The organism is Brevibacillus sp. LEMMJ03 (genome assembly GCF_007197875.1).
Classification (GTDB): Bacteria; Bacillota; Bacilli; order Brevibacillales; family Brevibacillaceae; genus Brevibacillus; species Brevibacillus thermoruber.
In genome coordinates this window covers 224637-247216 of sequence record NZ_VKJN01000004.1, presented here as the reverse complement: position 1 = coordinate 247216, position 22580 = coordinate 224637, and the positions used below count along the sequence as shown (strand labels likewise).

Here is a 22580-nt window from a genome sequence, read left to right as displayed (position 1 = left end):
TCCTGTTGCCTAACGAATGAAGCGTTTCAGCTTCTCCAGAAAACCTCCGAGCCCTGCCGGTGGAGACTGCCTTCCTCCCGCCTCGTTTCCCAGGTAGGCGGCCGCCAGATTCCGGATTCCTCTGGACGCCTGCGCCTGCGGATACGCGAGCAAAAAGGGCCGCTGCAGTTTCACCGCTTTGGAAACGTGAGGGTCGTCCAGCACAAATCCCAGCAGATGGACGTCCATGTTGAGAAACCGTTTGGCCACCATCGCCAGCTTTTCCGCGGTCATCGTCCCTTCACGGGCGGAGGTGACGCGATTGACCACCAGCCGGATCGTCGTCCGGGGATTGCGGGAGTGGAGCATCTTGATCACGGCATAGGCGTCGGTGATCGCCGGCGGCTCCGGGGTCGTGACGAGAATCACCTCGTCGGAAGACAGCATGAACCGCAGCGATTCGTTGGAGATGCCCGCACCGGTGTCAAAGATGATCGTGTCCGCATAGCCCTGCAGCGGCTCCAGACGGGCAAACAGCAGGTCCAGTTTGGCGTCGTCCAACTGCAGCAGCTTGGTGAAGCCGGACCCGCCGGCGATAAATTCCAGCTCGCCCGGTCCCCTTTCCATGATGTCCCACACGGTCATGTCCGGCTCCAGCAGATGCAGCAGATGCCGCTTGGGCGATATCCCCATCAGCACATCCAGGTTGGCCAGTCCCAGGTCGAGGTCGAACAGGATCGGCTTGTGCCCCTTTTCCTGCAGGCCCAGGGCAAAGTTGAGGCTGAAGTTGGACTTGCCGACGCCCCCTTTGCCGCTGGTGACCGTAATCAGCCGGGTCTGCCGGGAGACGTTGTTCTGTTGCATACGTGCGCGCAGTCGTTCGGCTTGGTCTTGCATGTGCTTCAATCTCCCATGATCATGTTGGCTACCAGCGCAGGCGTGGCCGCCACGATGTCGTCCGGCACGTTTTGTCCTGTGGTGATGTACGAAAAGGGAAGACCGGTCTCATATGCCACGTTCAGCATCGCCCCGTACGCTTCCGTCTCATCCGCCTTCGTAAAGATCACCCGGGAAACGGGCACATCGCCAAAGTTGCGGATGATCGCTTTTATGTCGCTGTACTTGGCGGTCAGGCTGAGCACCAGGAAATTGAGGCAGTCCGCATCGTCCCGCAGCAGGTCGCGAATCCCCTGCACGTATTCGTCGTTGCGGAAATTGCGCCCGGCCGTATCGACAAAGATCAGGTCGCATCCGCTCAGCCGCTCCATCGCCTGGACGATCTCTTTCGGCGAAAAGATCACTTCCAGCGGCACGTTCAAGATGTTGGCGTACGTCTTCAACTGCTCGACGGCGGCGATCCGGTACGTGTCCGCCGTGATGAATCCGATCCGCCGCTTGTCTTTCAGCATGCTGTCTGCCGCCAGTTTGGCAATGGTGGTGGTTTTTCCCACCCCGGTCGGCCCAAAAAAGAAAGCGTACTTGACGCCGGGCTCGATCCGGGACGGCATGGGCGATGCCTTTTCCACCAGTTCGGCGATGATCCGCGCGGCGGCCTGCCTCGCTTCTTCCTCCGTCCACTGGGCGGACGGCTCGCCGTGCAGGAGCAGCTTGCGGATGATGTCCGCCGTCACCTCTTCCGCGACCTCCTGCTTTGCGAGATGCGCCTGAACCGCCTGGATGGCAGGCGGCAGTTGGCTGTTGAGACCGCTGATCAACAGCTTTTCAAAGATCTGCCGCATATCCCGCACTTCGTCCGCCAACTGCTTGCTGTCAGCGTCAAGTGCCGCGGCTACTGCCGCTGGCGCGGAAGGGGCTCTCTTTGCCGGCGGTCGGTCGGGACGAGAATCCGCCTGGGGAGCGGCGGCGGCCGTCTCTTGAGGCGTCTGCCGGGTACCGGTGCCGGTCGGCTCTGTTTCTGCGGCCGGCTGCGCAGCAGCCGCCATCGCCGCTTTTTGATAGGCCTGCTGAGCGGCGTAGCTGCCTGTCTGCGGCCGGGCAGGAAGGTCGGGCTGACGGGCGGGAGAAGCGCTCGGCGCCCGCTCGGCCCCCTTGTCGTCAACGGCGGCCACCACTTCGATCCGCTGCTTCCCGAACAATCCGAACAGTCCACCGGTTCGGATCGGCTTGGAGTTGAGGATAATGGCGTCCTTTCCCAGGTCAATCCGGATTTTTTCCAGAGCGTCCGGCATGGAATCGACTACATAGCGTTTCACTCTCACGACAGGTTCACCATCCCTACGCTTTGCACTTCAACATGCGGCTCCAGCTCGCTGTACGACAAGACGGGAACATCCGGCATCATCCGCTCCATAAGCTGCCGCAGGTACATGCGAATCGCCGGAGAGGCGAGAATGATCGGCTGCTGGCCGGCATTGACCATTTTGCTCACTTCCGCCGACACGCTCTGGTAAATCCGCTGGGATGTCTCCGGATCCATGGCCAGATACGTTCCCTGCTCCGACTGCTCGATCCGCTCGGAGATGGCCTTTTCCAGTCCGGGGCCGGCGGTGATCACCCGCAGCGGCTGTCCGGGTTCGGTGTATTGCAGCGTAATTTGACGGGACAGCGCCTGACGCACGTACTCCGTCAGCACGTCCGGATCCTTGGTGTAGACCGCGTGATCGGCCAGCGCTTCCAGAATGACGGGCAGGTTGCGGATCGAGACCTTTTCCCGAAGCAGTTTTTGCAGCACCTTCTGCACGTCGCCGATCGACAGCGTGCCCGGAATCAGTTCGTCCACCAGCACAGGCGCCGTCTCCCGCACGTTGTCGATCAGGGCCCGCGTCTCCTGGCGGCCGAGCAGTTCGTGGGCGTGCCGCTTGATCACTTCCGTCAGATGGGTGGCGACAACGGACGGCGGATCGACCACCGTATAGCCGGACAGTTCGGCAATCTCCTTATTCTCTTCTGTTACCCACAATGCGGGCAGTCCAAACGCCGGTTCGACCGTTTCGATACCGACGACCGCATCGTCTTCGAAGCCGGGACTCATCGCCAGATAGTGATCCAAGAGGATCTCTCCCTTGGCGACCTGGTTTCCTTTGATTTTGATTATGTACTCGTTGGGACGCAGTTGGATATTGTCGCGAATGCGGATCACCGGCACGACGATCCCCAATTCCAGGGCGATCTGCCTGCGGATCATGATGACGCGATCCAGAAGGTCGCCACCCTGTTTGGCGTCGGCAAGCGGGATCAGGCCGTAGCCAAACTCGAACTCGATCGGGTCCACCTGCAGCAGGTTGACCACACTCTCGGGGCTGCGCACTTCTTCGATCTGCTGTTCCTCTTCCTGTTGGGCAGACTCTTCCTGCTCCACTTTCTGCTTCTTGTTCATCTTCCATCCGGCGAACCCGAGCAGCCCCGCAACCGGCACGACGGGCAGCAGGCCGATTGGCGTCAGCAGGCCCAACAGCATGATGCCGCCGGCCACGATCAGCAGCAGGCGGGGATAGCTGAACAACTGGTTGCTGATGTCCTCGCCCAGCCCTTCGCCGGAAGTGGCGCGGGTGACGATGATACCAGTCGCCGTCGAAATCAAGAGTGCCGGAATCTGGCTGACCAGCGCGTCGCCGACGGACATGGTGGTGAATCGGGAGGCCGATTCGGTAAAGCTCAAATCGTGAATCACCATCCCGATGATGAAGCCGCCGATGATGTTGACGATGAAAATAATGATGCCGGCGATCGCGTCCCCTTTGACGAATTTGCTGGCACCGTCCATGGCGCCGTAAAAGTCGGCTTCGTCCTCGATCTTTTTGCGGCGGGCGCGCGCTTCCGCCTCCGTAATCATCCCCGCGTTCAGGTCGGCGTCGATGCTCATCTGTTTCCCCGGCATCGCGTCCAGCGTAAAGCGGGCGGCCACTTCCGCCACGCGCTCCGATCCTTTGGTGATCACGATGAACTGGATGACGACGAGAATCAAGAAGACGACAAAGCCCACCACCTGATTGCCGCCGACGACGAAGCTGCCGAACGCTTCGATGACCTTGCCGCCCTCGGCGTGCGAGAGAATGTTCCGCGTCGTCGACACGTTCAGCGCCAGGCGGAAGAGCGTGGTGATCAGGAGCACCGTGGGAAAGATGGAAAATTGCAGGGCTTCCTTTGTGTACATCGAGACGAGCAGAATCGTCAATGCAAGGGAGATGTTGAGTATCAAGAGCAAGTCCAAAAGTTCAGACGGCAGTGGGATCACCATCATGACGACAATGCTGATGACGAACAGAACGGTACCCAGCTCCTTGAATTTGAATCCCACCGTGCATCCTCCTTTCTTCTGCTTATTTCACTTTCCCTTGCAGCTTGTACACGTACGCGAGAACTTCCGCGACCGCTTTGAACAACTCTTCGGGAATCTGTTGGCCGATCTCGACCTGACTATAGAGAGCCCTGGCCAAGGGCTTGTTTTCCATGGTGACGATCCGGTGTTTTTGGGCGATCTCCTTGATTTTCAGCGCGAGGTAGTCCTGCCCTTTGGCAATGACCGTGGGGGCGCTCATCTCGCGGGCGTCGTACCGGATGGCAACGGCGAAGTGCGTCGGGTTGGTGATCACCACGTCCGCTTTCGGCAGTTCCTGCATCATCCGGCGAATGGCCATGCTGCGCTGACGCTCGCGGATTTTCCCCTTGATCAAGGGATCCCCCTCCGCCTGTTTGAATTCATCCTTGATGTCCTGTTTGGACATGCGCAGGCTCTTTTCATGCTCGTAGCGCTGGTACGCGTAATCCAGGACAGCCAGGACCACCAGTGTGAGGCCGATGTACAGCCCCAATTTGGACGCTTCCGCCGCCGTCAGCGAGAGCGCGGCTTCCAGCGGTTTCAGCGAGAGCTGCACCAGATCGTCCTTGGTGTCCCACAAGATCATGAACGCAACGAGAATGCCCGCGTTGATTTTCAACAGCGATTTGAACAGTTCCACCACGGAGCGCAGGCTGAACAGGCGTTTCATCCCCTGCACGGGATTCAGCTTGTCCAGTTTGATCCGCAGGGGTTCGGTGGTAAACAGCCAGCCCACCTGCATGTAATTGACGAAGACGGCGACGATGAACACCACGGCCAGAACCGGTCCGACGATTTTGACCGCTTCGAAGGAAAGCTGGTAGAGGATGACCCGCAGATTTTCCTCGTTTACCTGCCAGCTCGTGTAGGTGACGAGCGACTCCCGCATCACGTTCTGGAACGTGTGAAACATCGACGATCCCAGCAGGATCAACATGAGAAACGCCGCGGTCAGGCTGACGGCCGAAGACAGGTCCGCGCTTTTGGCCACCTGTCCTTTCTTTCTCGCATCTTCCCGCTTTTTCGGCGTCGCCTTTTCCGTCTTTTCGCCGTTAAAATACTGCAGATCGACCGGATACAAAAAGGCAAGTCGTTTCATGCTGCGCCTCCGAGCCACTTCATCATTTCCGCAAGCGCCCGAAACATCTTTTCAAACAAGCCGTTCAGCGTCAGCAAAAATGCGGGCATGACCACGATCAGCATCAGAAAGCTGGCAAGCAATTTGATGGGCAGTCCCACCACAAAGATATTAAATTGCGGAACCGATTTGGCGATAATTCCAAGAGAGAGGTCGACCAGAAAGAGGGCGACCACGATCGGCGCCGCGATCAGAAAGGCGCTGAGAAACATGTCGCGAAACACCTTGACGGCCATCCACATCACGTGTTCGCTGCCGAACGCGGCCCACATCCTGTCGAGCGGAATCGCCTGGTAGCTGGCGAGAATCCCTTTGATCAGCACGTGATGGCCGTTGATGCTCAACAAATAGAGCATCGCCAAGATGTTCTTGAAGTTGCCCGTCAGCGGCACGTAGGCGCCGGTACGCGGGTCGATCACGTTGGCCATCGCCAGCCCCATCTGCATGTCCATCAATCCGCCGGCAACCTGGACGGTGACGTACATCAGCTCGCAGATCACGCCGAGAATCAGGCCGACCAGCGCTTCCTTGACCGCGTACAGCACAAAGGTGAGATCCAGCGGAATCTGCCCCTGGACCGGCACGTAGCTGAAACTGATCAGGGCCAGGACAAAGGCCAGGCCGATCTTGAACGGATTGGGCACGCCGCGCACCGAGAAAAAGGGAGCCGAGACGAAAAACGCGGTCATCCTGACAAACACCAGCAGCAGCACGGGTAGATGAAGCATTACGGCAGCCATCATTTATCCCACAAAGCGGTGCAGATTGCCGAAGATCCCCATCGTGAACTCCAGCATCACCCGCAGCATCCACGGCCCGACGGCCAAAATCGTGACGAAGATGGCGACAATTTTCGGGATGAATGCCAGCGTCTGTTCCTGAATTTGCGTGGTTGCCTGAAAAATGCTGACGAGCAAGCCGACCAGCATGCCGACGCCCAGCGCCGGAGCCGTCACCAGCAGGATGGTGTACACGGAGCTTTGGGCGATTTGCATCAAAAATTCTTGTGTCATGCTCTCCCTCCTAGGCTGGCTTGTCGGCCGGATGTCAGAAACTGGCCAAGAGCGATTTCACGACCAGATACCATCCGTCCACCATGATGAACAGCAAAATCTTGAACGGCAGCGAAATCATCACGGGGGGCAGCATCATCATCCCCATACCCATCAAAATGCTGGAAATGATCATGTCGATGACGAGAAACGGAATGAAGATCATGAAGCCGATTTGAAATGCGGTCTTCAATTCGCTGATGGCATACGCCGGCACGAGCGCGCTCAGCGGAATGTCCTGAATCGTCTTGGGCCTCTCCGCTTTCGTGTACGCCAAAAAGAGCGCCAAGTCTTTTTCCCGCGTCTGCTTGGCCATAAACTCCTTGAACGGGATCACCGCCGCTTCCAGCGCCTGCTGTTGGGTCAATTTGCCCTGCATGAACGGCTGTACCGCGGTCTCGTTTACCTTGGCCAGCGTGGGCGCCATGATGAAAAACGTCATGAACAGCGCCAGCGAAACCAGCACCTGATTGGGCGGCATCTGCTGCGTAGCCAGCGCGTTGCGGACGAAGGACAGCACAACCACGATCCGCGTGAAGCTGGTCATCAACAGCAGGATGGCAGGCGCTACGGACAGGACCGTCAACATCAGCAGAATCTGTACGGCCGAGGAGGTTTCCTGCGGCGTTCCGCTGCCGCCGCCAATTTTCAGATCGATGGTAGGTACGAGCGGCGCGTTGGCAGGCGCTGCGGCCGCCCATTCCGGTATCGCCAGCAGCACCGCGGCGATCGCCAGGAGCTGGAGTAGTGATTTCATCCTCGATCCCCTCTGTCATGACCTTGCTTCTCCATCCAGGTTCCCGTCTGGTCGGATCGCTTGTCGAGATCGTTCCACTGCTTGTGCAGCAGTTCTTCAAACGTGCGCCCGTCCGCAGCGGACAGGTGTATCTCCTCGTCTTCCGTCTGCCGCTTCCGGCCAAACGGCAGCCAATCGAGCGAAAATCCGGCAATCGGCTTGATCTCCGCTTCCGCCAGGATGAGGTCTGCCTCTTCCCCCGGTGGAATGTGCTTGAGCAGTTGAACGTTTTCCCCCACACCGAGCAGGTACAGCGATTCCCCGATCATCACCAGTTGGATCGTCTTGCCGTTGCCCAGCGGAGCCGCACTGATCACTTTGATCGGACCATGCGTCTGTCCCATCTGCCGCCTGGCGAGAAAACGAAGCAGCAGATAGATCAGGACGACGATCACCCCAAGCGAAAAGATCACCTGGAGCAGATATCCCCACATGCTGCCCGTTTCACTGCCGGGAATGGCCGCCGGCTGTTGGCCGCCGGCAGGCGCACCGGGAGAGAGTGTTCCTTTGCGTAGGGCGTCGGCTACGGAGTCTTCCTCCGCCAGTGCGGAAGCCGGAAGGGAAGCGACAATCGCGGCGATGATGCTGCACACCCAGATGAGACGCGCCCCTGTTTTCCGGAAGCCCTTCATCATTAGCCCAGCGTCTTCTTGATCGCTTCCAGCACGCGATCAGCCTGGAACGGCTTGACGATAAAATCTTTGGCGCCCGCCTGAATCGCATCGATGACCATCGCCTGCTGCCCCATCGCCGAGCACATGATGACGCGGGCGTTCGGGTCGATTTTCTTGATCTCCTTCAGGGCAGTGATGCCGTCCATCTCCGGCATGGTAATATCCATCGTCACCAGATCCGGTCCCAGCTCTTTGTACTTCTCCACCGCCTGCGCGCCGTCGCTCGCTTCCCCTACGACGGTGTATCCGTTTTTGGACAGGATTTCCTTGATCATCATGCGCATGAACGCTGCGTCGTCTACAACGAGTACTTTGTTGGACATAGGTAAGCTCCTCCTTGTTTATCCGATGATTTGATGATTTATTGTAATTTTTGTACGCGGTCCCACTGGCTGATGATGTCGGTCACGCGCACGCCAAAATTTTCATCGATCACGACGACTTCCCCTTTGGCGATCAGCTTGTTGTTGACCAGGATGTCGACGTGTTCGCCTGCCAGCTTGTCCAGTTGGATGATCGATCCGGCCGACAGGTCGAGAATTTCCTTGATCAGTTTTTTCGTCCGCCCCAGTTCAACGGTCACCTGCAGAGGAATGTCCAGCAGCAGGTTGAGATTTTGTCCGTCAGCGGAAATCATCGGGCCACCTCCAAACGGCGCAAATTGGGCCGGTTTCACGTTCGCCTGGTTGTTCGGCTGTCCGCCCAGATGCTGCGGTGCGGGCGGCACCTGCTGCTGCGCATACTGAGGTGGATACGGCGGATAGCCTGCGGGCATTCCCTGCGGGTAGGCGTTCGGGTACATGGGCTGTCCCGGGTATCCCGGATACCCCATCGGCGGCGCATATCCGGCCGGAGGAGCTTGCGGCGGTTGAACCGGCTGCTGCGGCGGTTGCACCGACTGCATCGGCTGCTGCGGCGAAGTCTCCTGCGCAGCGGGAGCGTTCTGCTGTACCTCCGGCTGTGGAGCCGACGCGCTCAATGCGGCCATTTCCGGCACCTCCGTCGTAGCCGCCGCCGCTTCCAGCTCGCTCGCGGAACCGCCGGTCAGCCGGTTGATCATTTCCCGGGCGAAGGAAAGCGGCAGAAGCTGCATGATGTTGGAGTCGATCAGCTCGCCATGTTCCCCCACTTTCAACCGGAAAGACACCTTGACAAGCGGCGTGTCATCCTCGGTGAAGCTGTGCCCTTCTTTTCCCTTGGCCAAATCCATGATGTCGATGCCGGGCGGAGAGATGTTCACCAACTGGTTGAAGATGGTGGACATCGACGTGGCGGCAGACCCCATCATCTGGTTCATCGCTTCCTGTACCGCGCTGATGTGCAGCTCCGACAGCTCCATCGATTCCGGCCGGCCGGAACCGCCCATCATCAGGTCGGCGATCACCGCCGCGTCTTCCATCCGCACGACCAGCAGATTGATTCCCTTGAATCCGTCCGTGTACTCGACGTGAACCGCGACGTGCGGGATGGGAAATTCCTTTTCCAGATCGTCGACCTGAACCATCGAGACCGTCGGCGTGGTGATGTCCACTTTTTGGTTCAACAGCGTGGAAAGAGCCGTTGCAGCGCTGCCGAAGGAGATGTTGCCGATTTCCCCGAGCGCGTCCTGCTCAAACTCGGTCAGGTAGTCGGCGACGTTGGGAGCGCTCGAAGCTTCTTCCTCTTCCTCCTCAACCAGATTGTTCGCGCGGAGCAGCGCGTCAATCTCTTCCTGAGAAAGCATGTCTCTACTCATTGTTTTCCTCCCCTTCCTCGAGGACTTCTTCGATCTGCACGGCTACACGCCCTTTTTGCGTACCGGGCTGTCCGAGGAACTTCAGGCGGTTGCCCACCCGGATTTTCAGCTTGTTCTCGATGAGCTGGTCGAGCTGGATCACATCACCCGGCTGTAACTGCAGGAACTCGCCTACCGTGATGGTGGCCGTGCCCAGCTCGGCGATCACCGGCAGCTTGGCCGTCTTCACCCGCTCCTCCACGCGCAGCCGCTCTTCTTCGTCCCTGTTCTTCTTCTGCTTGGAAAACCAATACTGCCCGGACAGCTTCGGCATGATCGGCTCCAGCACGACATGGGGCAGGCAGAGGTTGATCATGCCCGTGGTGTCTCCGATCTTCGTGCTGAACGAGATGACCGCAACAATTTCGTTGGGGGAAACGATCTGCATGAACTGCGGATTCATTTCCAGTCCTTCCAGGTACGGATCAAGCTCGATAATCTGCTTCCATGCCTCATGAAACGTGTCCAGCGCCTTGCTGAACACCCGTTCCATGACTGTCGTTTCAATTTCCGTCAACGCCCCCATCTTGTCTGGAATCGTTCCCTGTCCGCCGAGAAGCCGATCCAGCATGGTGTATGCGATGTTCGGATTCACTTCCAATACCATGCGCCCTTCCAGCGGTGGCGCCTCAAAAATGTTGAGAATGGTCATTTTGGGAATGGAGCGAATAAACTCGTCATACGGCAATTGGTCGACGGAGGCAACCGTAATTTGCACGAAGGTACGAAGCTGAGCGGAAAAATACGTCGTCAACAGCCGCGCATAGTTTTCGTGAATGCGCGTCAGGCCGCGGATCTGGTCTTTGGAAAAACGCAAGGCCCGTTTAAAGTCGTATACTTTTACCTTTCGCTCAGTCTCTTCTTTTTTCAGCTCGTTGGCATCCATCTCTCCCGACGAGAGTGCGGCCAACAACGCGTCAATCTCACTTTGTGAGAGAACCTCGGCCATGTGTCGTCACCTCCCAGCTATGTATACATCCATCGCGGCTTACGACAAGACGCGCTTCGTCGTCAGCACCTGCACGATTTTTCCTTCCTGCATGAGCGAACTGATTTCGTTCATGATCTTGGCTTCCAGTTTGTTGACGCCTTCCGTTCCCTTGATGTCCTCGGGGGACAGGCCGGCCAGCGTCTTGATGATGATCTGGTTGACCTGGGGCAGGCGCTGCTCCAGTTCTTCCTTGGCATCCGCACTGTCCGCCGTAATCGTGAAGCGGACAATGATGTAGTTGTTGGAGAGCAGATTGGTGGTGATTTCTCCGGTATCGACGGAGTATTCCTCCAGTTCCTTAGCCGTGAGAGCCTTTACCTCCTTTTCTTCTCCATGGCCTGCGGTTTGTGCTGCTGGGGACAGGTACGTCTGCCAGAGAACGAAGGAAACGACGCCCAGAAGCGAAATCGCGATGATGATGATAAGTGCCATGTTAAACAACCGGTTTTGAAACATCACACGTGCCTCCCGCTATTCAATGAAATCGTCCGGAACGCGCGGCGTCGCGCTTGCCGGGAACGTCTGCCTGTAAAAGTCCACTATCCGCGAAGCCACTACCTCAGCGCTTTCCCTGACGATGTACTTCTTGCCGTTAAACAGCGTGATGACCGTGTCGGGAGTGGATTCCACCATTTCGACATGGGTAGCGTTGAGGTAAAACGCCCCGCCGTTAAATCGCGTCAGTCTGATCATCGGCTGCTCCTTTCGGGATGGGGGGCGGCGGGATGACCGCCTCCCCCTCACTCATCCGCTAGGCGTTATCGTTTCAGGTTGACCAGTTCTTCCAGCACGGTGTCAGACGTGGTGATGATGCGGGAGTTGGCCTGGAACCCGCGCTGAGCCACGATCATCTCGGTAAACTCTTCGGACAGGTCCACGTTGGACATCTCCAACTGGCCGGAGATGATGTTCACTTTGGCGGTTGCCGCATCGATCGGGGTATCGGGAGCATCTCCGTAAGCCCCTGCGTTGACGGTATATTCGTACAGGGAGTTGCCGATTTTCTTGAGACCGGCCGGATTCTCAAACGTCATCAGCCCGATCTGGATGGAAGAATCCAGCGTCCCCTGATCATCCACCGTGGTGATGACCCCGTCTTTTCCGATGGAGTAGGAGACGATTCCTGCGTTCCGCTGAATCTGAATCGGATCACCGGACATGTCAACAAGCTTCAAACCTTGCGGGTTTACCAAAAAGCCCTGCGCGTCGCGGGTAAAGTTGCCGGCACGGGTGTAGTAGTAGGTCGTACCGTCATCCGGCGTTACCATGAAGAACGCTTCCCCTTCGATCGACAAATCCGTCGGCACGTTGGTGGTCATCGGGCTGCCCGCCGTAAACACGGTGTCAATGGAGCCGATCTGCGATCCCAGTCCGACCTGCATCGGGTTGGATCCGCCTTTCCCGCCGTCGGTTGGAGCGGTCGCACCGGCAATGTTTTGGCTGAGAATGTCCTGAAACATCGCGCGGCCCTTCTTGAATCCCACCGTGTTCACGTTGGCGATGTTGTTGCCGATTACGTCCAGTTTGGTTTGAAAACCGCGCAGACCGGAAATGCCGGAGTACATGGAACGAAGCATAACGCAATTCCTCCTTCACAAATGGGTATCGGGTCTTTTGTCGACTGCCTCGGTCAGTCGGCAGCCGGCGGGCTTCCTCCGAGAGGTCCAGCCCTGTGATCCTGTCATGCAAAGACCGCGCTGTCGATGTTGGTAAACACGTTTTCCTTCATGCTGACGACGTCGACGGCGGTGATCACTTTTCGATTGATGATGCTGACGACGTAGGCGACGTTGTCCATCATGATCAGCGATTCTTTCGCCCCTTTGTCAGCCGCTTTTTGCACGGCCGACTGCAGTCGGTTCAGCTCGGCTTCGTTGAGCGAAATCCCCCGTTCGCGCAGACGCGTCAGAGCGTGCTGGCTGAACGTGAGGGACTTGGGGCCTTCCGCTTGGCCAACGGACTCGGCGAGGTAGTGGCGAAACGGTTTGCCGGCCGGTTCCGCGCCGGTTTGGCTGACAGCGGCTGGCCGCTTTGGCTTGTTGGGAAAGTAGGTCTGCCCCACGTAAAACGTGTGCATGGCGGGTCCCCCTTTCACGAACAGCTAGACCGGATAGCGGATGCCGTTCATGGCAGCGCGGCCAAACTCCCGCCCAACCGCGGCAACATCACTTTCCTCCAGCAGGGCGTCCAGCGAAAATTCCGCCTGATCTTCCTGCTGTTCCTGTCGTTGGCGTCCATCGCCTTGCTGACGTGCCTGTTCCCGCTGCTGCTGGAAGGCAAACGAACTCGCCTGCTGCTGATTCACTTCCAGGCGGTCCACCTGCAGGCCTTGCTGGGTCAACGCCGCGCGAAGCTGCGGAAGCTGGTTGTCCAGCAATTCCTTGCCGGCCGCCGTTTCCGCGGAAAACTGAGCCGTAATCACCCCGTCACGGGCTGTGATGATCACGTCCACTTGTCCCAGCGACTGCGGGTGGAGAATCAGTTTGGCCTCGTGCACGCCGTTCCCCTGCGTGATTTTCATCTGCTGGACAAACAGCTGCGTGACTTGCTGCGCAAATTGATGCGCGTGTACCGGATGGGATGTCACCGGCTGCTGCGAAATCCGGCCATGACTGGCCACCTGGTGGAACGGAAGGACAGCCGCCTGCTCAGGCAGAAGGGCTGAATCCGATTCCGCCAGCGGCGAAGCCTGCACGTTCAGCGTCTGCTGCGCTGGTGTGCCGCTGCCCCGCACCTGTACGGCGGCTTCCGCCTGGTAGCTGGACAGGGCCTGCGTGACGCGAAGGGACTGCATGGTGAGTTCCTTCTCCGCGTGCCGGACCGGAACGACAGACGGTTCAGCGCTCCGAATACCGCCCTTTCCATGGATCAAGACGAGCGGCAGCTTCCTGGCGTCACCCGCCTGTTTGCCGGCCGCTTCCCGCAGCTCCTCGCCAAACTGCTTCAGCAGAGCCACCACCTGCTTGTCCACCTGCTGCCATTCCGGCACCTTCGCGCCTCCTTCGGCACGTGCGAACGATACGAGCACATCGGCCAGTTTTTCTGCCGTTGCCTGCGGGATTCCCCGCTGAGTGAACGTAGCGGTTACCTCTTCGGGATCCTGCGTGTGAAGCGTGGGGAAGAGCTGTTGGATCAGCGCCAGCAGATCTGCCAGCAGCGCCATGTCTTCGGCGCCTGCTTCTCCTGGCAGGGTCTGGGGCAGTTCCCCCGCCTGCACATTCTGCAGCGCGTTTCCGATTTGTGCAGCAAACAGATCGCCGCCGTCCGGTTTCTGCTGTGCCGAAACGCCGGATGTGGTGGCGGACACTGCCGGGGCCCCCTTCACATTGGCTACATTCATCTCATTCACCTCCTCGGGTTGTATTGTTGCTTATGAGAACGACAGACGCGGTTCTTGTATTGCCGTCGCCTATCGAAGCAACTCGCTTGTGATGCGGGCAGCCACGTTCTCATTCCGCTGGCTGTCCTGCTGGGCGATCGCCGCCAGGATTTGCGCCCGTTTGTCATGAGACAGGCCGGCCATGATGGAGATGGCCCGGTTGCGGTTGGTGCCCATCAGCGAGCGGATGACGGCGGCGGCATCCTCAGCCGGCATCTGCGAGAAGGTCTGGATCAGCGAATCGATGCTGGTCGTATCCTTCCGCGTCTCGCTCAGCGCCTTGGTCAAGATCTGTACCCGTTCCTGCAGCGCGGCGATGTCATCGTCCTTGTTCACCACCGTATCCTTCAATTGAATGGAGATGTCGGCCGCTTTTTTCGGATCCATCTTGGCCAGGATGTTCGCCTGCTGCTCCGGTTTCATCTTCGTCATGACCGAAACCGCTTCGCTCAGGCTGAGGTTTTCGACGATGGCCGCCGCGTTTTTGGGCGACATCGTCGCGTACAATTTGGCCAGGTCCTGATACTGCTTCTGCCGCTCCTCCTCGCTGGTGCGCTTGTCCTCGAGCATCTTTTGCAGATCCTGCACCTGTTTTTCCAACGCCTGAATGGTGGCGTCCTTTTTCGCCGTTTCGCTCTGCAGGCTGGCGATTGTCTGTTTGTTTTTCGCCTGCTCCTCCTGCAAGCTGCTCACCTGTTTGCCAAGGTCGACTGACTTTTCTTCCGCATCGGCCGTCGCGTACTGGTCAGGCACGATTTTTTCCACGTAGGGAATCGTGTTGGCCCAACTGAGCACGCTGCCCAACACGTTGTATCCCAACAGGCTGAGTAGCACGCCTCCGAGGAGAGTGGCAAACAGAGCGGGGATCGCAATCATGTAGAAAAACCATTCCCACCTGCTGTACTCCCGTTCTTCTTGGATCTCTTCCATCGTGAACCTCCCTCAGTTGCTCCTGCGAAGATAGAGCTGCGTGCCAATCTCGTCCAATTCCTTCTGCTCCCTGAGCCTTTCCGCGTAGAGAAACTGCCCGAGCGCCTTTTCCCGCAGCCGCTGCCACAGTTGCGTCTCCCGCATCCGCTCCGCCAGCCTGCGCTGGCAGCGCTCCACTTCCTGCTCACACCCGTACAGCGTCCGCCGCTGGTTGGCGATGGATTGTTCGACGGCCTGGCGGTACCGCGTGAGTTCGATCAACTGGGCCGCGCTGCAGGTTTGGCTCTGCGCCTCGTGCAGCATGTTGGTCACCGCCTCGTGGCGCTCCGTCAGTCGAAACAGCTTGAGCTCCTCTTCGTTCTTTCGCTGCACGGATTTGCCAAACGCCCACTCCGCCTGCTCTTTTTCCTTTTCTTTTACATCCAGCACTTTTTGGAGTTGAAACCGGAACACGTTCACGCTAGTTCACCCCTCCGAAATGGGCGGTTAACGCCTGAATCGTGGTGTCCAGATCGGACGGTTCGTGCGTTCCCTGCGCCGTAAAATCGCGGATGATGTCCTTGTAGCGAATCGCCGCGTCAATCTCCCGGTTGGTTCCCGGCTTGTAGGCGCCGATGTTGATCAGGTCTTCCGCTTCCCGGAATGTGGCGAGATGCCGCTTTACCTGGCGGGCCGCTTCAAGATGACGTTCAGTGCAGATCTCGTTCATCACCCGGCTGACGCTGGCAAGCACGTCAATCGCCGGAAAGTGTCCCTTTTGCGCGATTTTTCGGTCGAGGACGATATGCCCGTCCAAGATCCCGCGCACCGCGTCCGCGATCGGATCGTTCATGTCGTCGGAATCGACCAGAACGGTGTAAAAACCGGTGATGCTGCCTTTGTCCGCCGTGCCGGCCCGCTCCAACAGCTTGGGCAGCAGAGCAAACACGGACGGGGTGTAGCCGCGCGTCGCCGGCGGTTCGCCGATCGCCAGGCCGATTTCCCGCTGCGCCATGGCAAAACGGGTGACCGAATCCATCATCAGCATGACGTTCAGGCCGCGGTCGCGAAAATACTCGGCGATCGAGGTGGCGATCATTGCCCCTTTGATCCGGATCATGGCCGGCTGGTCGGAGGTGGCGACCACGACAACCGACCTCTTCAGTCCTTCTTCCCCGAGATCCCGCTCGATAAACTCCATCACCTCGCGGCCGCGCTCCCCGATCAGGGCGATGACGTTGATGTCCGCCGTCGTGTTGCGGGCGATCATTCCCAGCAGCGTGCTCTTTCCGACGCCGGAACCGGCGAAGATCCCCACACGCTGTCCTTTTCCGACCGTCAGCAGCCCGTCGATGGCCCGCACGCCGACGCTGAGCGGTTCTGTGATGCGCGGCCGCAGCAGCGGATTGGGAGGCGCATTGTTGGTCGGATAGGTGGCAAGGCCGGGCGGGATGCTTCCCTTCAGCGGGCGTCCCAATCCGTCCAGTACCTTGCCGAGGATTTCCGGTCCCACTTTGACGGACAGCGAACTGCCGGTCGCCACGACGTCACTGCCCGGCCCGATGGAAGTCAGCTCCCCCAGCGGCATCAGCAGGACCTTGTTGTCCCGAAAGCCGACCACTTCGGCGATGATGGGCTCGCCGCTCTGCGGGAAGATCTGGCAGATTTCCCCCAGCTTCACTTCCGGCCCCTGCGACTCGATCGTCAGGCCCACCACCTGCGTAACCTTTCCGTTGACCCGCACCGGGTCGATACTCTCCAGCGCCTGTCTGTATTTCGCCAGGTCGAGGATCGTCATGTCCCTTCACTCCCCCTGGCGATGTCCAGCAAACACTGTTTGATTTCATGTAATTGCGTGTCGATTCGTGCATCGACGCTTCCCAGCGGAGTCCGAATCACGCAGCCGTCGTCCTGTACGGTGTGATCCGGGTAAATGGAGAGCTCCGCCTGCCCGTCCAGGAGGGCGAGCAGTTGGGCGCGCTGCTCCTGTACAAACGCGTAGTGGCGGTGATTGACGCAGACGGTGATGTGGCCGTGCACGCGTGAGCGGCGCAGCAATTTCTTCACCATCTCCAGCACCGTCTCCGGCGAGCTGTGCAGCTCCGTCCCGATCACCTTTTTCGCTACGTCCACGCTCAGCTCCACCAGGAACGGTTCCGCTTCGGCGATGATCCGTTCCTTTTCGGCGTACGCCTGCTCCAAAAGGGAACGGGCCTGTTCCACACAGCCGGCCTCTTCTTCCAGCGCCTGCCGCTTTCCGTCCGCGTAACCGGCGTCAAATCCTTCCCGGCTCGCCTGTTCCCGCGTTTCCTGAAACAGTGCCTCCGCTTCGCGCCGTTTTTCCTCCCACCAGCGTTCCACTTCCGCGAGCGCCTGCCGCTTGATTTCCTCCGCCTGCTCCATGGCCTCGCGAAGCACGCTCTGCGCGGTTTCCTCCGCATCCTGGAGGATGATTTTCGCTTCGTCCTCAGCATTTTTTACCATTTGATGATTTTCTTGCAACCTTTCGGAAGATTGCACCGTCTGTAATGGTGAAGTCCTCAACGAGAGGAGAACCGACTCGTCCGAAGCCTGGTAGTGGGACAGCTTGATGATTCTAGACAATGATATCATCCCCTCCACCGCGGGCGATGATGATCTCACCCGCCTCTTCTAAGCGGCGAATGATTGCGACGATGCGGGACTGGGCTTCTTCGACGTCGCGCAGACGAACGGGTCCCATAAACTCCATCTCTTCCTTGAATGTGTCCGCCATCCGTTTGGACATGTTCCGGAAGATGACTTCGCGTACTTCCTCGCTGGCCACCTTGAGCGCGAGCTGAAGATCGGCATTTTCCACGTCGCGGATAACCCGTTGAATGGAACGGTTGTCCAGCGTGGCGATGTCTTCGAAGACAAACATGCGCTTCTTGATCTCTTCCGCCAGTTCGGGGTCCTGAATCTCCAGCGAGTCCAAAATGGTCCGCTCGGTTCCGCGGTCCACGCCGTTGAGAACGGCCACGATCGCTTCGATACCGCCGGCCTGGGTGTAGTCCTGGGTGACGGTTGCGGACAGCTTTTGCTCCAGAACCTGCTCCACCTGGGCGATGACCTCCGGCGACGTGCTGTCCATCAGCGCGATCCGCTTGGCCACGTCGGCCTGCCGGTCCTGCGGCAGCGCGGAGAGAATCATCGCCGCCTGCTGCGGCTCCAGATAGGAGAGCACCAGGGCAATCGTTTGCGGATGTTCGTTCTGGATAAAGTTCAGGATCTGGCCCGGGTCCGCTTTGCGGGCAAAGTCGAACGGGCGTACCTGCAGATTGGCGGTCAGACGGTTGATGATATCCATCGCTTTCGATTCGCCCAACGCTTTTTGCAGAATTTCCTTCGCGTATGTAATCCCGCCTTGGGCGATCACTTCCTTGGCGACCGCTATCTGGTGAAACTCGGCAAGAATCTTGTCTTTTTCATCGGAATCAACCTTCCGGACGTTGGCAATTTCCAACGTAAGCTGCTCAATCTCATCTTCGCGCAAGTGCTTGAACACCTGGGCGGAGATTTCCGGCCCGAGCGAGATGAGAAGAATCGCAGCCTTCTGTCGTCCGGTCAACTCTTTGGCGCCGCGAGCCATACTGCTTTCACTCCTTAGTCTTCAGCTAACCACGTGCGAAGCAAGACAACGAATTCGTCCGGCTTGCTGCGCGCTAGTTTTTCCAGTTGCTTGCGCACCACCACTTGATCCGTGTCTTCCTGGTAGGTCAAATCCGGAATCTCCATCGGCTGCGGCGGCATCAGGTCCGGAACCTCTTCTTCTTGCAGCTTCGCTTGGCGGCGGCGGCGATAGATAAGGAATGCGACCGCACCAAGAGCCAACAGGGCGACTGCACCTGCCCCGTACAAATACGGTGTCAAGTCGGTGGAGCTGTCGACGGCCACCTTGCCGGAGAATTGACGCGGCAAGACGGAGATGTGCTGGTCCAGTTCCTCCTGGGTCAACTGCACGCCTCTGTCGCTTAACGTGACCCGCACCACGTTGCGGAGCACCTGTTTGATGCTTTCAATGGTCTGAGCATCCAACTGCCCGCCTTCCGGAGGCTCCACGCCGACGTTGATCGTGATGTCCTCGATCTTGTACGGGCTCATCGTGATGTTGCGGGTGATTCGGTTTACTTCGCGGTTGATCGTATCGTTCAGTTCCTCGTACTGGCTGTTGCTTCCCTGCGGCGTGCTTCCTGGATAGCCGGGGACGGCGTTTCCGCCCGTTCCCGCCGTTCCGCCCGGAGGGGCACCCTGCCCGGAGAACGTTTTGGATGATTTTTGGGATGAGATGATAAGTCCTTCGTTGTTTTCCTTATCCGGCGCTTCGACCAGGTTTTCCACGCGGTTTTCCTTGTCGAAATTCATCTTGATAAACGTATGGACGATGACCTTATCCCTGCCCATCATCGTACCCAACAGTTGATACAGGTTTTGCTGGATCTCCCGCTCGACGTTGGCCCTGATTTTTTCCTGCTGCTCGAACCCGGTCAGCGAGCCTTCCGCTTCGCTGCCGTCCTTCCACTCCAGCAGGTTGGAGTACTGGTCGGAAATCGTGATGTTTTCCGGCGGCAGCTTGGGCACGCTGCGGGATACCAGCAGGTACAGCGCGTTGATCTGCTTTTGGTCCAACCGGGTACCCGGTTCCACGTCGACGATGACGGAGGCTGTCGCCGTTTCGGGCTTCTCCGTGATCCAGACGCTTTCCTCCGGCAGGTTGATCATCACCTGAGCGCTTCTGACGCCGTTTACCCGCTCCAGCATTTTGCGCAGTTCCTGCTGCAGCGCCTCTTTTTTCATCACGTCAAACTGACGGTCTGTGACGCCCAGCGTGTTGGAGAAGATCTCCGTATTGATGCCCGCCTGGCTGGGGATTCCTTGTGCGGCCAAATCGACGATGACATCCTGGGCCAGCTTTTGCGGAACCTCGATGTTGGTCCCGTTATCCGTGATCCGGTAGGGAATTTTCTTGCTTTCCAGTTCCTGCTTGATCAATCCGATTTCCTGTTCACTCAGCCTCTGGTTGTAGAGGGGCGTGTAGACCGGCTGTGAGGCAATGTATATGTATAGGCCGAGAGAGATGAGCAAAAACAGCACGATCCCGGAAATCATCCACCTTCGCTTGGGCGAAAGCTGATTCCATTTCGCCAAGACTTGCTCTTTATACTGTGATAGACGTTCGTTCATGGTTCACCTCACCAAGAATACCGACAACGTTAGATAGGCATGCGCATGATTTCCTGATAGGATTCAATCACCTTGTTGCGCACCTGCAAGGCCATTTGCAGCATGATCGCGGATTTCTGACCGGCGATCATGACCTGATGCACGTCCTGGACTTGTCCGGCTGCGAACCGGTCCGCCAGTACGGCTGATTCCACCTGCGCCTGATTGACCTGATCCAGCGCATCCGAGAGATAGGACGAAAAGGACTTCGTGACCTCGGCAGGCGTATACGTCTTCGTCAGGGGTTTTGGCTGTATCGCGTCCGTTCGGGAAAGCGCGCTAATGTCCATTCCTTACGCCTCCTTCTACTTGATCTCCAGTGCTTTCATCATCATGCTTTTGGCTGCGTTCAGGACCGTGACGTTGGCTTCGTAGGAACGCGAGGCAGAGATCATGTCCACCATTTCCTTCATCACGTCAACGTTCGGCAGCAGCACGTATCCTTCCGCGTCGGCATCCGGATGCGTCGGATCGTACATCCGTTTGAACGGCGCGTTGTCTTCGCGGATCGCCGTCACACGGACGCCTTGTTCCGTCTGGCCGGTCACCGTGCCGATCGCCGCCTGCAGCAGGTTGTCAAACGACTGGCCGGTTACCGGCGACAGTTCCACCATTTTGCGCTTGTACGGCTGCCAGGCCCCGTTCACGAATGTGGCGCGGGTCGTATTGGCGTTGGCGATGTTAGCCGCGATCGTATCCAACCGCAGGCGGTTGGCCGTCAGCGCAGACGCGCTTGTATCCATTCCCTGAAACAGGCTCATCTACTATCTCCCTCCACCCTCGATCACGCTGCGCAGCTTCTGGAAGTATCCGGCGGTGAGCTGCGTCAGACCATTGTACCAGATCTGGTTTTTGGCCAACTCGTTCATCTCAAACTCCAGATCGACGTCGTTGCCGTTGTGCTGCATCATGTTGTCGGCATTCGAGACGATTTGCGGCATCGGCAGCGTCCCCGTGCCGGTAAACGGAATGTGCCGCTCATTCGTCCGGTACGCCTCCAGCTTCGGCTGTCCCGAAGTCCCCGCCAGTTCCTGCTGCAGCAGCTCCTCAAACACGACATGCTTGCTTTTGAACTGAGGGGTATCCACGTTGGCGATATTGTTTGCTATTGTTCGTTGTCGAAGCATGGCGGTGTCCAGCGACCGCTCCAGGACCTGCAAATGAAAGCTATCCAGCATCTTCCCACTCCCCTCATTCCGCTCTTTTTCCGCATAAATTTCGGAATTTCTCGCTTATTCGACACAAGAATACGACTCCATCATAGCAAAACTGGTATAACGAAAAAAGCCCTATTGTGGCAACTTTTCTCAAAATGATTCAATGGGACTAAATCCCTTATCCTTCCTGATATTACTAAGTTTTTGGCACGATCCTTGTTGCAATTCTATAATTTTACAGAGATACGAGTATTTTTGGCTCGAAAAACTTGATTCTGCACAACAAAAAATAGGACTATGTGCCCAGGAAAAAAGGTGTAGCTTTTACCATCGCTACACCTTTTCTTTACAGGATTTTCACACTCCGGAGACGTTCTCCCCCTGCCTCCAGGGGCTCCAAGTGTCAAGAAGTTTTCAGTTTTTCCAGTTCCGGCAGCAGTTTTTCGTTCAGCACCTTGATGAAGGTACCTTTCATCCCCAGCGAACGGGATTCGATCACGCCGGCGCTCTCCAGCTTGCGGAGGGCGTTGACAATGACGGAACGGGTAATGCCCACGCGGTCGGCGATTTTGGATGCGACCAGCAGGCCCTCTTTGCCTTCCAGCTCTTCAAAGATGTGTTCCACCGCTTCCAGTTCGCTGTAGGAGAGGGAGCCGATGGCCATCTGCACCACCGCTTTGCTGCGCGCTTCCTCCTCGATCGCTTCGGAGCGTTCCCGCAGGATTTCCATGCCGACAACGGTCGCGCCCACTTCGGCCAGGATCAGGTCATCGTCGACAAACTGGTTGTTGACGCGGCCGAGAATCAGCGTGCCCAGCCGGTCGCCGCCGCCGATGATCGGCACGATGGTGGTCCAACCGGTGCGGAATACTTCTTTCATCTCCACCGGGAAAATGGTGTACGGGCTGTCTACGTCCAGGTTGGCGGACGTCTCTTCCACTTTCAGAAGGCCGAGGCTGTACTCTTCCGGGAAACGGCGCTCTTCCAGCATTTTGCGGATGCGATCGTTGTCCACTTCCTGATGAATCGAAAAGCCGAGCAGTTTGCCCTTGCGGCTGACGACAAAGATGTTGGCTTCAATGACATCACTCAGCACTTGCGCCATCTCGTTGAAGTTGACGGCATGCCCTGCCGATTTTTGCAGCAGGCGGTTAATTCTTCTGGTTTTCGATAACAGATCCATTGTTACGTTCCTCCCAATAATAGTGATC

General features: G+C 58.0%; 26 protein-coding genes. All 26 read right to left on the bottom strand.

What is annotated here, in order from left to right; genetic code table 11:
• Positions 1 to 9: 9 nt before the first annotated feature.
• Positions 10 to 876, bottom strand: coding sequence for a MinD/ParA family protein (locus FOI68_RS07540; RefSeq protein ID WP_029098966.1), 867 nt, complete (start codon positions 874 to 876; stop codon positions 10 to 12).
• Between the two features lie 5 nt (positions 877 to 881).
• Positions 882 to 2198 (bottom strand): flagellar biosynthesis GTPase FlhF, encoded by a 1317-nt coding sequence (flhF, locus tag FOI68_RS07535; protein WP_143862774.1) that lies wholly within the window; start codon positions 2196 to 2198, stop codon positions 882 to 884.
• The gene (flhA, locus tag FOI68_RS07530; protein WP_029098964.1) at positions 2195 to 4237 is read right to left on the bottom strand and encodes a flagellar biosynthesis protein FlhA; all 2043 of its coding nucleotides are present in this window, start codon (positions 4235 to 4237) and stop codon (positions 2195 to 2197) included. The genes flhF and flhA overlap by 4 nt, the downstream gene beginning before the upstream one ends.
• A gap of 22 nt (positions 4238 to 4259) precedes the next feature.
• Entirely contained in the window at positions 4260 to 5357 is a 1098-nt protein-coding gene (gene flhB / locus FOI68_RS07525; RefSeq protein WP_143862773.1) for a flagellar biosynthesis protein FlhB, read from the bottom strand.
• The gene (fliR, locus tag FOI68_RS07520; protein WP_143862818.1) at positions 5354 to 6136 is read right to left on the bottom strand and encodes a flagellar biosynthetic protein FliR; all 783 of its coding nucleotides are present in this window, start codon (positions 6134 to 6136) and stop codon (positions 5354 to 5356) included. The genes flhB and fliR overlap by 4 nt, the downstream gene beginning before the upstream one ends.
• Before the next feature lie 3 nt (positions 6137 to 6139).
• Positions 6140 to 6409 carry a flagellar biosynthesis protein FliQ gene (fliQ, locus tag FOI68_RS07515; protein WP_029098961.1) on the bottom strand — a complete coding sequence of 90 codons (270 nt, stop codon included), beginning with the start codon at positions 6407 to 6409 and terminating at the stop codon, positions 6140 to 6142.
• Between the two features lie 34 nt (positions 6410 to 6443).
• Positions 6444 to 7205 (bottom strand): flagellar type III secretion system pore protein FliP, encoded by a 762-nt coding sequence (fliP, locus tag FOI68_RS07510; RefSeq protein ID WP_029098960.1) that lies wholly within the window; start codon positions 7203 to 7205, stop codon positions 6444 to 6446.
• On the bottom strand, positions 7202 to 7879 hold the full coding sequence (locus tag FOI68_RS07505) for a flagellar biosynthetic protein FliO (protein ID WP_143862772.1): 678 nt from the start codon (positions 7877 to 7879) through the stop codon (positions 7202 to 7204). Before FOI68_RS07505 ends, fliP begins: the two co-directional genes overlap by 4 nt.
• Positions 7879 to 8241: a response regulator gene (locus tag FOI68_RS07500; protein ID WP_029098958.1), complete on the bottom strand. Its 363-nt coding sequence runs from the start codon at positions 8239 to 8241 to the stop codon at positions 7879 to 7881. The genes FOI68_RS07505 and FOI68_RS07500 overlap by 1 nt, the downstream gene beginning before the upstream one ends.
• 38 nt (positions 8242 to 8279) lie before the next feature.
• On the bottom strand, positions 8280 to 9653 hold the full coding sequence (gene fliY, locus FOI68_RS07495) for a flagellar motor switch phosphatase FliY (RefSeq protein ID WP_143862771.1): 1374 nt from the start codon (positions 9651 to 9653) through the stop codon (positions 8280 to 8282).
• Positions 9646 to 10641 (bottom strand): flagellar motor switch protein FliM, encoded by a 996-nt coding sequence (gene fliM, locus FOI68_RS07490; protein WP_029098956.1) that lies wholly within the window; start codon positions 10639 to 10641, stop codon positions 9646 to 9648. Before fliM ends, fliY begins: the two co-directional genes overlap by 8 nt.
• A 39-nt stretch (positions 10642 to 10680) precedes the next feature.
• Positions 10681 to 11139 carry a flagellar basal body-associated FliL family protein gene (locus FOI68_RS07485; protein WP_029098955.1) on the bottom strand — a complete coding sequence of 153 codons (459 nt, stop codon included), beginning with the start codon at positions 11137 to 11139 and terminating at the stop codon, positions 10681 to 10683.
• Between the two features lie 15 nt (positions 11140 to 11154).
• Entirely contained in the window at positions 11155 to 11376 is a 222-nt protein-coding gene (locus tag FOI68_RS07480) for a flagellar FlbD family protein (RefSeq protein ID WP_143862770.1), read from the bottom strand.
• A 65-nt stretch (positions 11377 to 11441) separates the two neighbouring features.
• The gene (gene flgG / locus FOI68_RS07475; RefSeq protein ID WP_029098953.1) at positions 11442 to 12260 is read right to left on the bottom strand and encodes a flagellar basal body rod protein FlgG; all 819 of its coding nucleotides are present in this window, start codon (positions 12258 to 12260) and stop codon (positions 11442 to 11444) included.
• A gap of 104 nt (positions 12261 to 12364) precedes the next feature.
• Entirely contained in the window at positions 12365 to 12760 is a 396-nt protein-coding gene (locus tag FOI68_RS07470) for a TIGR02530 family flagellar biosynthesis protein (protein ID WP_029098952.1), read from the bottom strand.
• A 24-nt stretch (positions 12761 to 12784) separates the two neighbouring features.
• Entirely contained in the window at positions 12785 to 14023 is a 1239-nt protein-coding gene (locus FOI68_RS07465; protein ID WP_143862769.1) for a flagellar hook-length control protein FliK, read from the bottom strand.
• 69 nt (positions 14024 to 14092) lie between these two features.
• Positions 14093 to 14992 (bottom strand): magnesium transporter MgtE N-terminal domain-containing protein, encoded by a 900-nt coding sequence (locus FOI68_RS07460; RefSeq protein ID WP_029098951.1) that lies wholly within the window; start codon positions 14990 to 14992, stop codon positions 14093 to 14095.
• A gap of 12 nt (positions 14993 to 15004) precedes the next feature.
• On the bottom strand, positions 15005 to 15451 hold the full coding sequence (gene fliJ, locus FOI68_RS07455; RefSeq protein ID WP_035297325.1) for a flagellar export protein FliJ: 447 nt from the start codon (positions 15449 to 15451) through the stop codon (positions 15005 to 15007).
• 1 nt (position 15452) lies between these two features.
• A complete protein-coding gene (fliI, locus tag FOI68_RS07450) occupies positions 15453 to 16769 on the bottom strand; it encodes a flagellar protein export ATPase FliI (protein WP_029098949.1) in 1317 nt (438 codons plus the stop codon).
• Complete coding sequence (gene fliH / locus FOI68_RS07445; RefSeq protein WP_029098948.1) at positions 16766 to 17584, bottom strand: flagellar assembly protein FliH; 819 nt, start codon at positions 17582 to 17584, stop codon at positions 16766 to 16768. The genes fliI and fliH overlap by 4 nt, the downstream gene beginning before the upstream one ends.
• Positions 17568 to 18581 carry a flagellar motor switch protein FliG gene (gene fliG / locus FOI68_RS07440; protein WP_029098947.1) on the bottom strand — a complete coding sequence of 338 codons (1014 nt, stop codon included), beginning with the start codon at positions 18579 to 18581 and terminating at the stop codon, positions 17568 to 17570. The genes fliH and fliG overlap by 17 nt, the downstream gene beginning before the upstream one ends.
• Positions 18582 to 18595: 14 nt before the next feature.
• Positions 18596 to 20173 carry a flagellar basal-body MS-ring/collar protein FliF gene (fliF, locus tag FOI68_RS07435; protein WP_029098946.1) on the bottom strand — a complete coding sequence of 526 codons (1578 nt, stop codon included), beginning with the start codon at positions 20171 to 20173 and terminating at the stop codon, positions 18596 to 18598.
• Positions 20174 to 20202: 29 nt separating this feature from the next.
• Positions 20203 to 20502 carry a flagellar hook-basal body complex protein FliE gene (fliE, locus tag FOI68_RS07430; protein WP_029098945.1) on the bottom strand — a complete coding sequence of 100 codons (300 nt, stop codon included), beginning with the start codon at positions 20500 to 20502 and terminating at the stop codon, positions 20203 to 20205.
• A 15-nt stretch (positions 20503 to 20517) separates the two neighbouring features.
• Positions 20518 to 20973 (bottom strand): flagellar basal body rod protein FlgC, encoded by a 456-nt coding sequence (gene flgC, locus FOI68_RS07425; protein ID WP_029098944.1) that lies wholly within the window; start codon positions 20971 to 20973, stop codon positions 20518 to 20520.
• Positions 20974 to 20976: 3 nt separating this feature from the next.
• Positions 20977 to 21390: a flagellar basal body rod protein FlgB gene (gene flgB, locus FOI68_RS07420; protein ID WP_029098943.1), complete on the bottom strand. Its 414-nt coding sequence runs from the start codon at positions 21388 to 21390 to the stop codon at positions 20977 to 20979.
• 382 nt (positions 21391 to 21772) lie between these two features.
• The gene (gene codY / locus FOI68_RS07415) at positions 21773 to 22552 is read right to left on the bottom strand and encodes a GTP-sensing pleiotropic transcriptional regulator CodY (RefSeq protein WP_029098942.1); all 780 of its coding nucleotides are present in this window, start codon (positions 22550 to 22552) and stop codon (positions 21773 to 21775) included.
• Positions 22553 to 22580 lie beyond the last annotated feature (28 nt).

Coding starts and splice junctions, on each gene's coding strand:
- fliE (WP_029098945.1), bottom strand. CDS start 20,502: ATGGACATTAGCGCGCTTTCCCGAACGGACGCGATACAGCCAAAACCC.
- FOI68_RS07470 (WP_029098952.1), bottom strand. CDS start 12,760: ATGCACACGTTTTACGTGGGGCAGACCTACTTTCCCAACAAGCCAAAG.
- FOI68_RS07540 (WP_029098966.1), bottom strand. CDS start 876: ATGCAAGACCAAGCCGAACGACTGCGCGCACGTATGCAACAGAACAAC.
- FOI68_RS07500 (WP_029098958.1), bottom strand. CDS start 8,241: ATGTCCAACAAAGTACTCGTTGTAGACGACGCAGCGTTCATGCGCATG.
- fliG (WP_029098947.1), bottom strand. CDS start 18,581: ATGGCTCGCGGCGCCAAAGAGTTGACCGGACGACAGAAGGCTGCGATT.
- fliI (WP_029098949.1), bottom strand. CDS start 16,769: ATGACGATCCTCGACCTGGCGAAATACAGACAGGCGCTGGAGAGTATC.
- fliF (WP_029098946.1), bottom strand. CDS start 20,173: ATGAACGAACGTCTATCACAGTATAAAGAGCAAGTCTTGGCGAAATGG.
- codY (WP_029098942.1), bottom strand. CDS start 22,552: ATGGATCTGTTATCGAAAACCAGAAGAATTAACCGCCTGCTGCAAAAA.
- fliH (WP_029098948.1), bottom strand. CDS start 17,584: ATGATATCATTGTCTAGAATCATCAAGCTGTCCCACTACCAGGCTTCG.
- fliQ (WP_029098961.1), bottom strand. CDS start 6,409: ATGACACAAGAATTTTTGATGCAAATCGCCCAAAGCTCCGTGTACACC.
- flhB (WP_143862773.1), bottom strand. CDS start 5,357: ATGAAACGACTTGCCTTTTTGTATCCGGTCGATCTGCAGTATTTTAAC.
- FOI68_RS07460 (WP_029098951.1), bottom strand. CDS start 14,992: ATGGAAGAGATCCAAGAAGAACGGGAGTACAGCAGGTGGGAATGGTTT.
- fliP (WP_029098960.1), bottom strand. CDS start 7,205: ATGAAATCACTACTCCAGCTCCTGGCGATCGCCGCGGTGCTGCTGGCG.
- FOI68_RS07465 (WP_143862769.1), bottom strand. CDS start 14,023: ATGAATGTAGCCAATGTGAAGGGGGCCCCGGCAGTGTCCGCCACCACA.
- fliR (WP_143862818.1), bottom strand. CDS start 6,136: ATGGCTGCCGTAATGCTTCATCTACCCGTGCTGCTGCTGGTGTTTGTC.
- FOI68_RS07480 (WP_143862770.1), bottom strand. CDS start 11,376: ATGATCAGACTGACGCGATTTAACGGCGGGGCGTTTTACCTCAACGCT.
- FOI68_RS07485 (WP_029098955.1), bottom strand. CDS start 11,139: ATGTTTCAAAACCGGTTGTTTAACATGGCACTTATCATCATCATCGCG.
- fliM (WP_029098956.1), bottom strand. CDS start 10,641: ATGGCCGAGGTTCTCTCACAAAGTGAGATTGACGCGTTGTTGGCCGCA.
- flgB (WP_029098943.1), bottom strand. CDS start 21,390: ATGCTGGATAGCTTTCATTTGCAGGTCCTGGAGCGGTCGCTGGACACC.
- fliY (WP_143862771.1), bottom strand. CDS start 9,653: ATGAGTAGAGACATGCTTTCTCAGGAAGAGATTGACGCGCTGCTCCGC.
- flgG (WP_029098953.1), bottom strand. CDS start 12,260: ATGCTTCGTTCCATGTACTCCGGCATTTCCGGTCTGCGCGGTTTTCAA.
- flgC (WP_029098944.1), bottom strand. CDS start 20,973: ATGAGCCTGTTTCAGGGAATGGATACAAGCGCGTCTGCGCTGACGGCC.
- FOI68_RS07505 (WP_143862772.1), bottom strand. CDS start 7,879: ATGATGAAGGGCTTCCGGAAAACAGGGGCGCGTCTCATCTGGGTGTGC.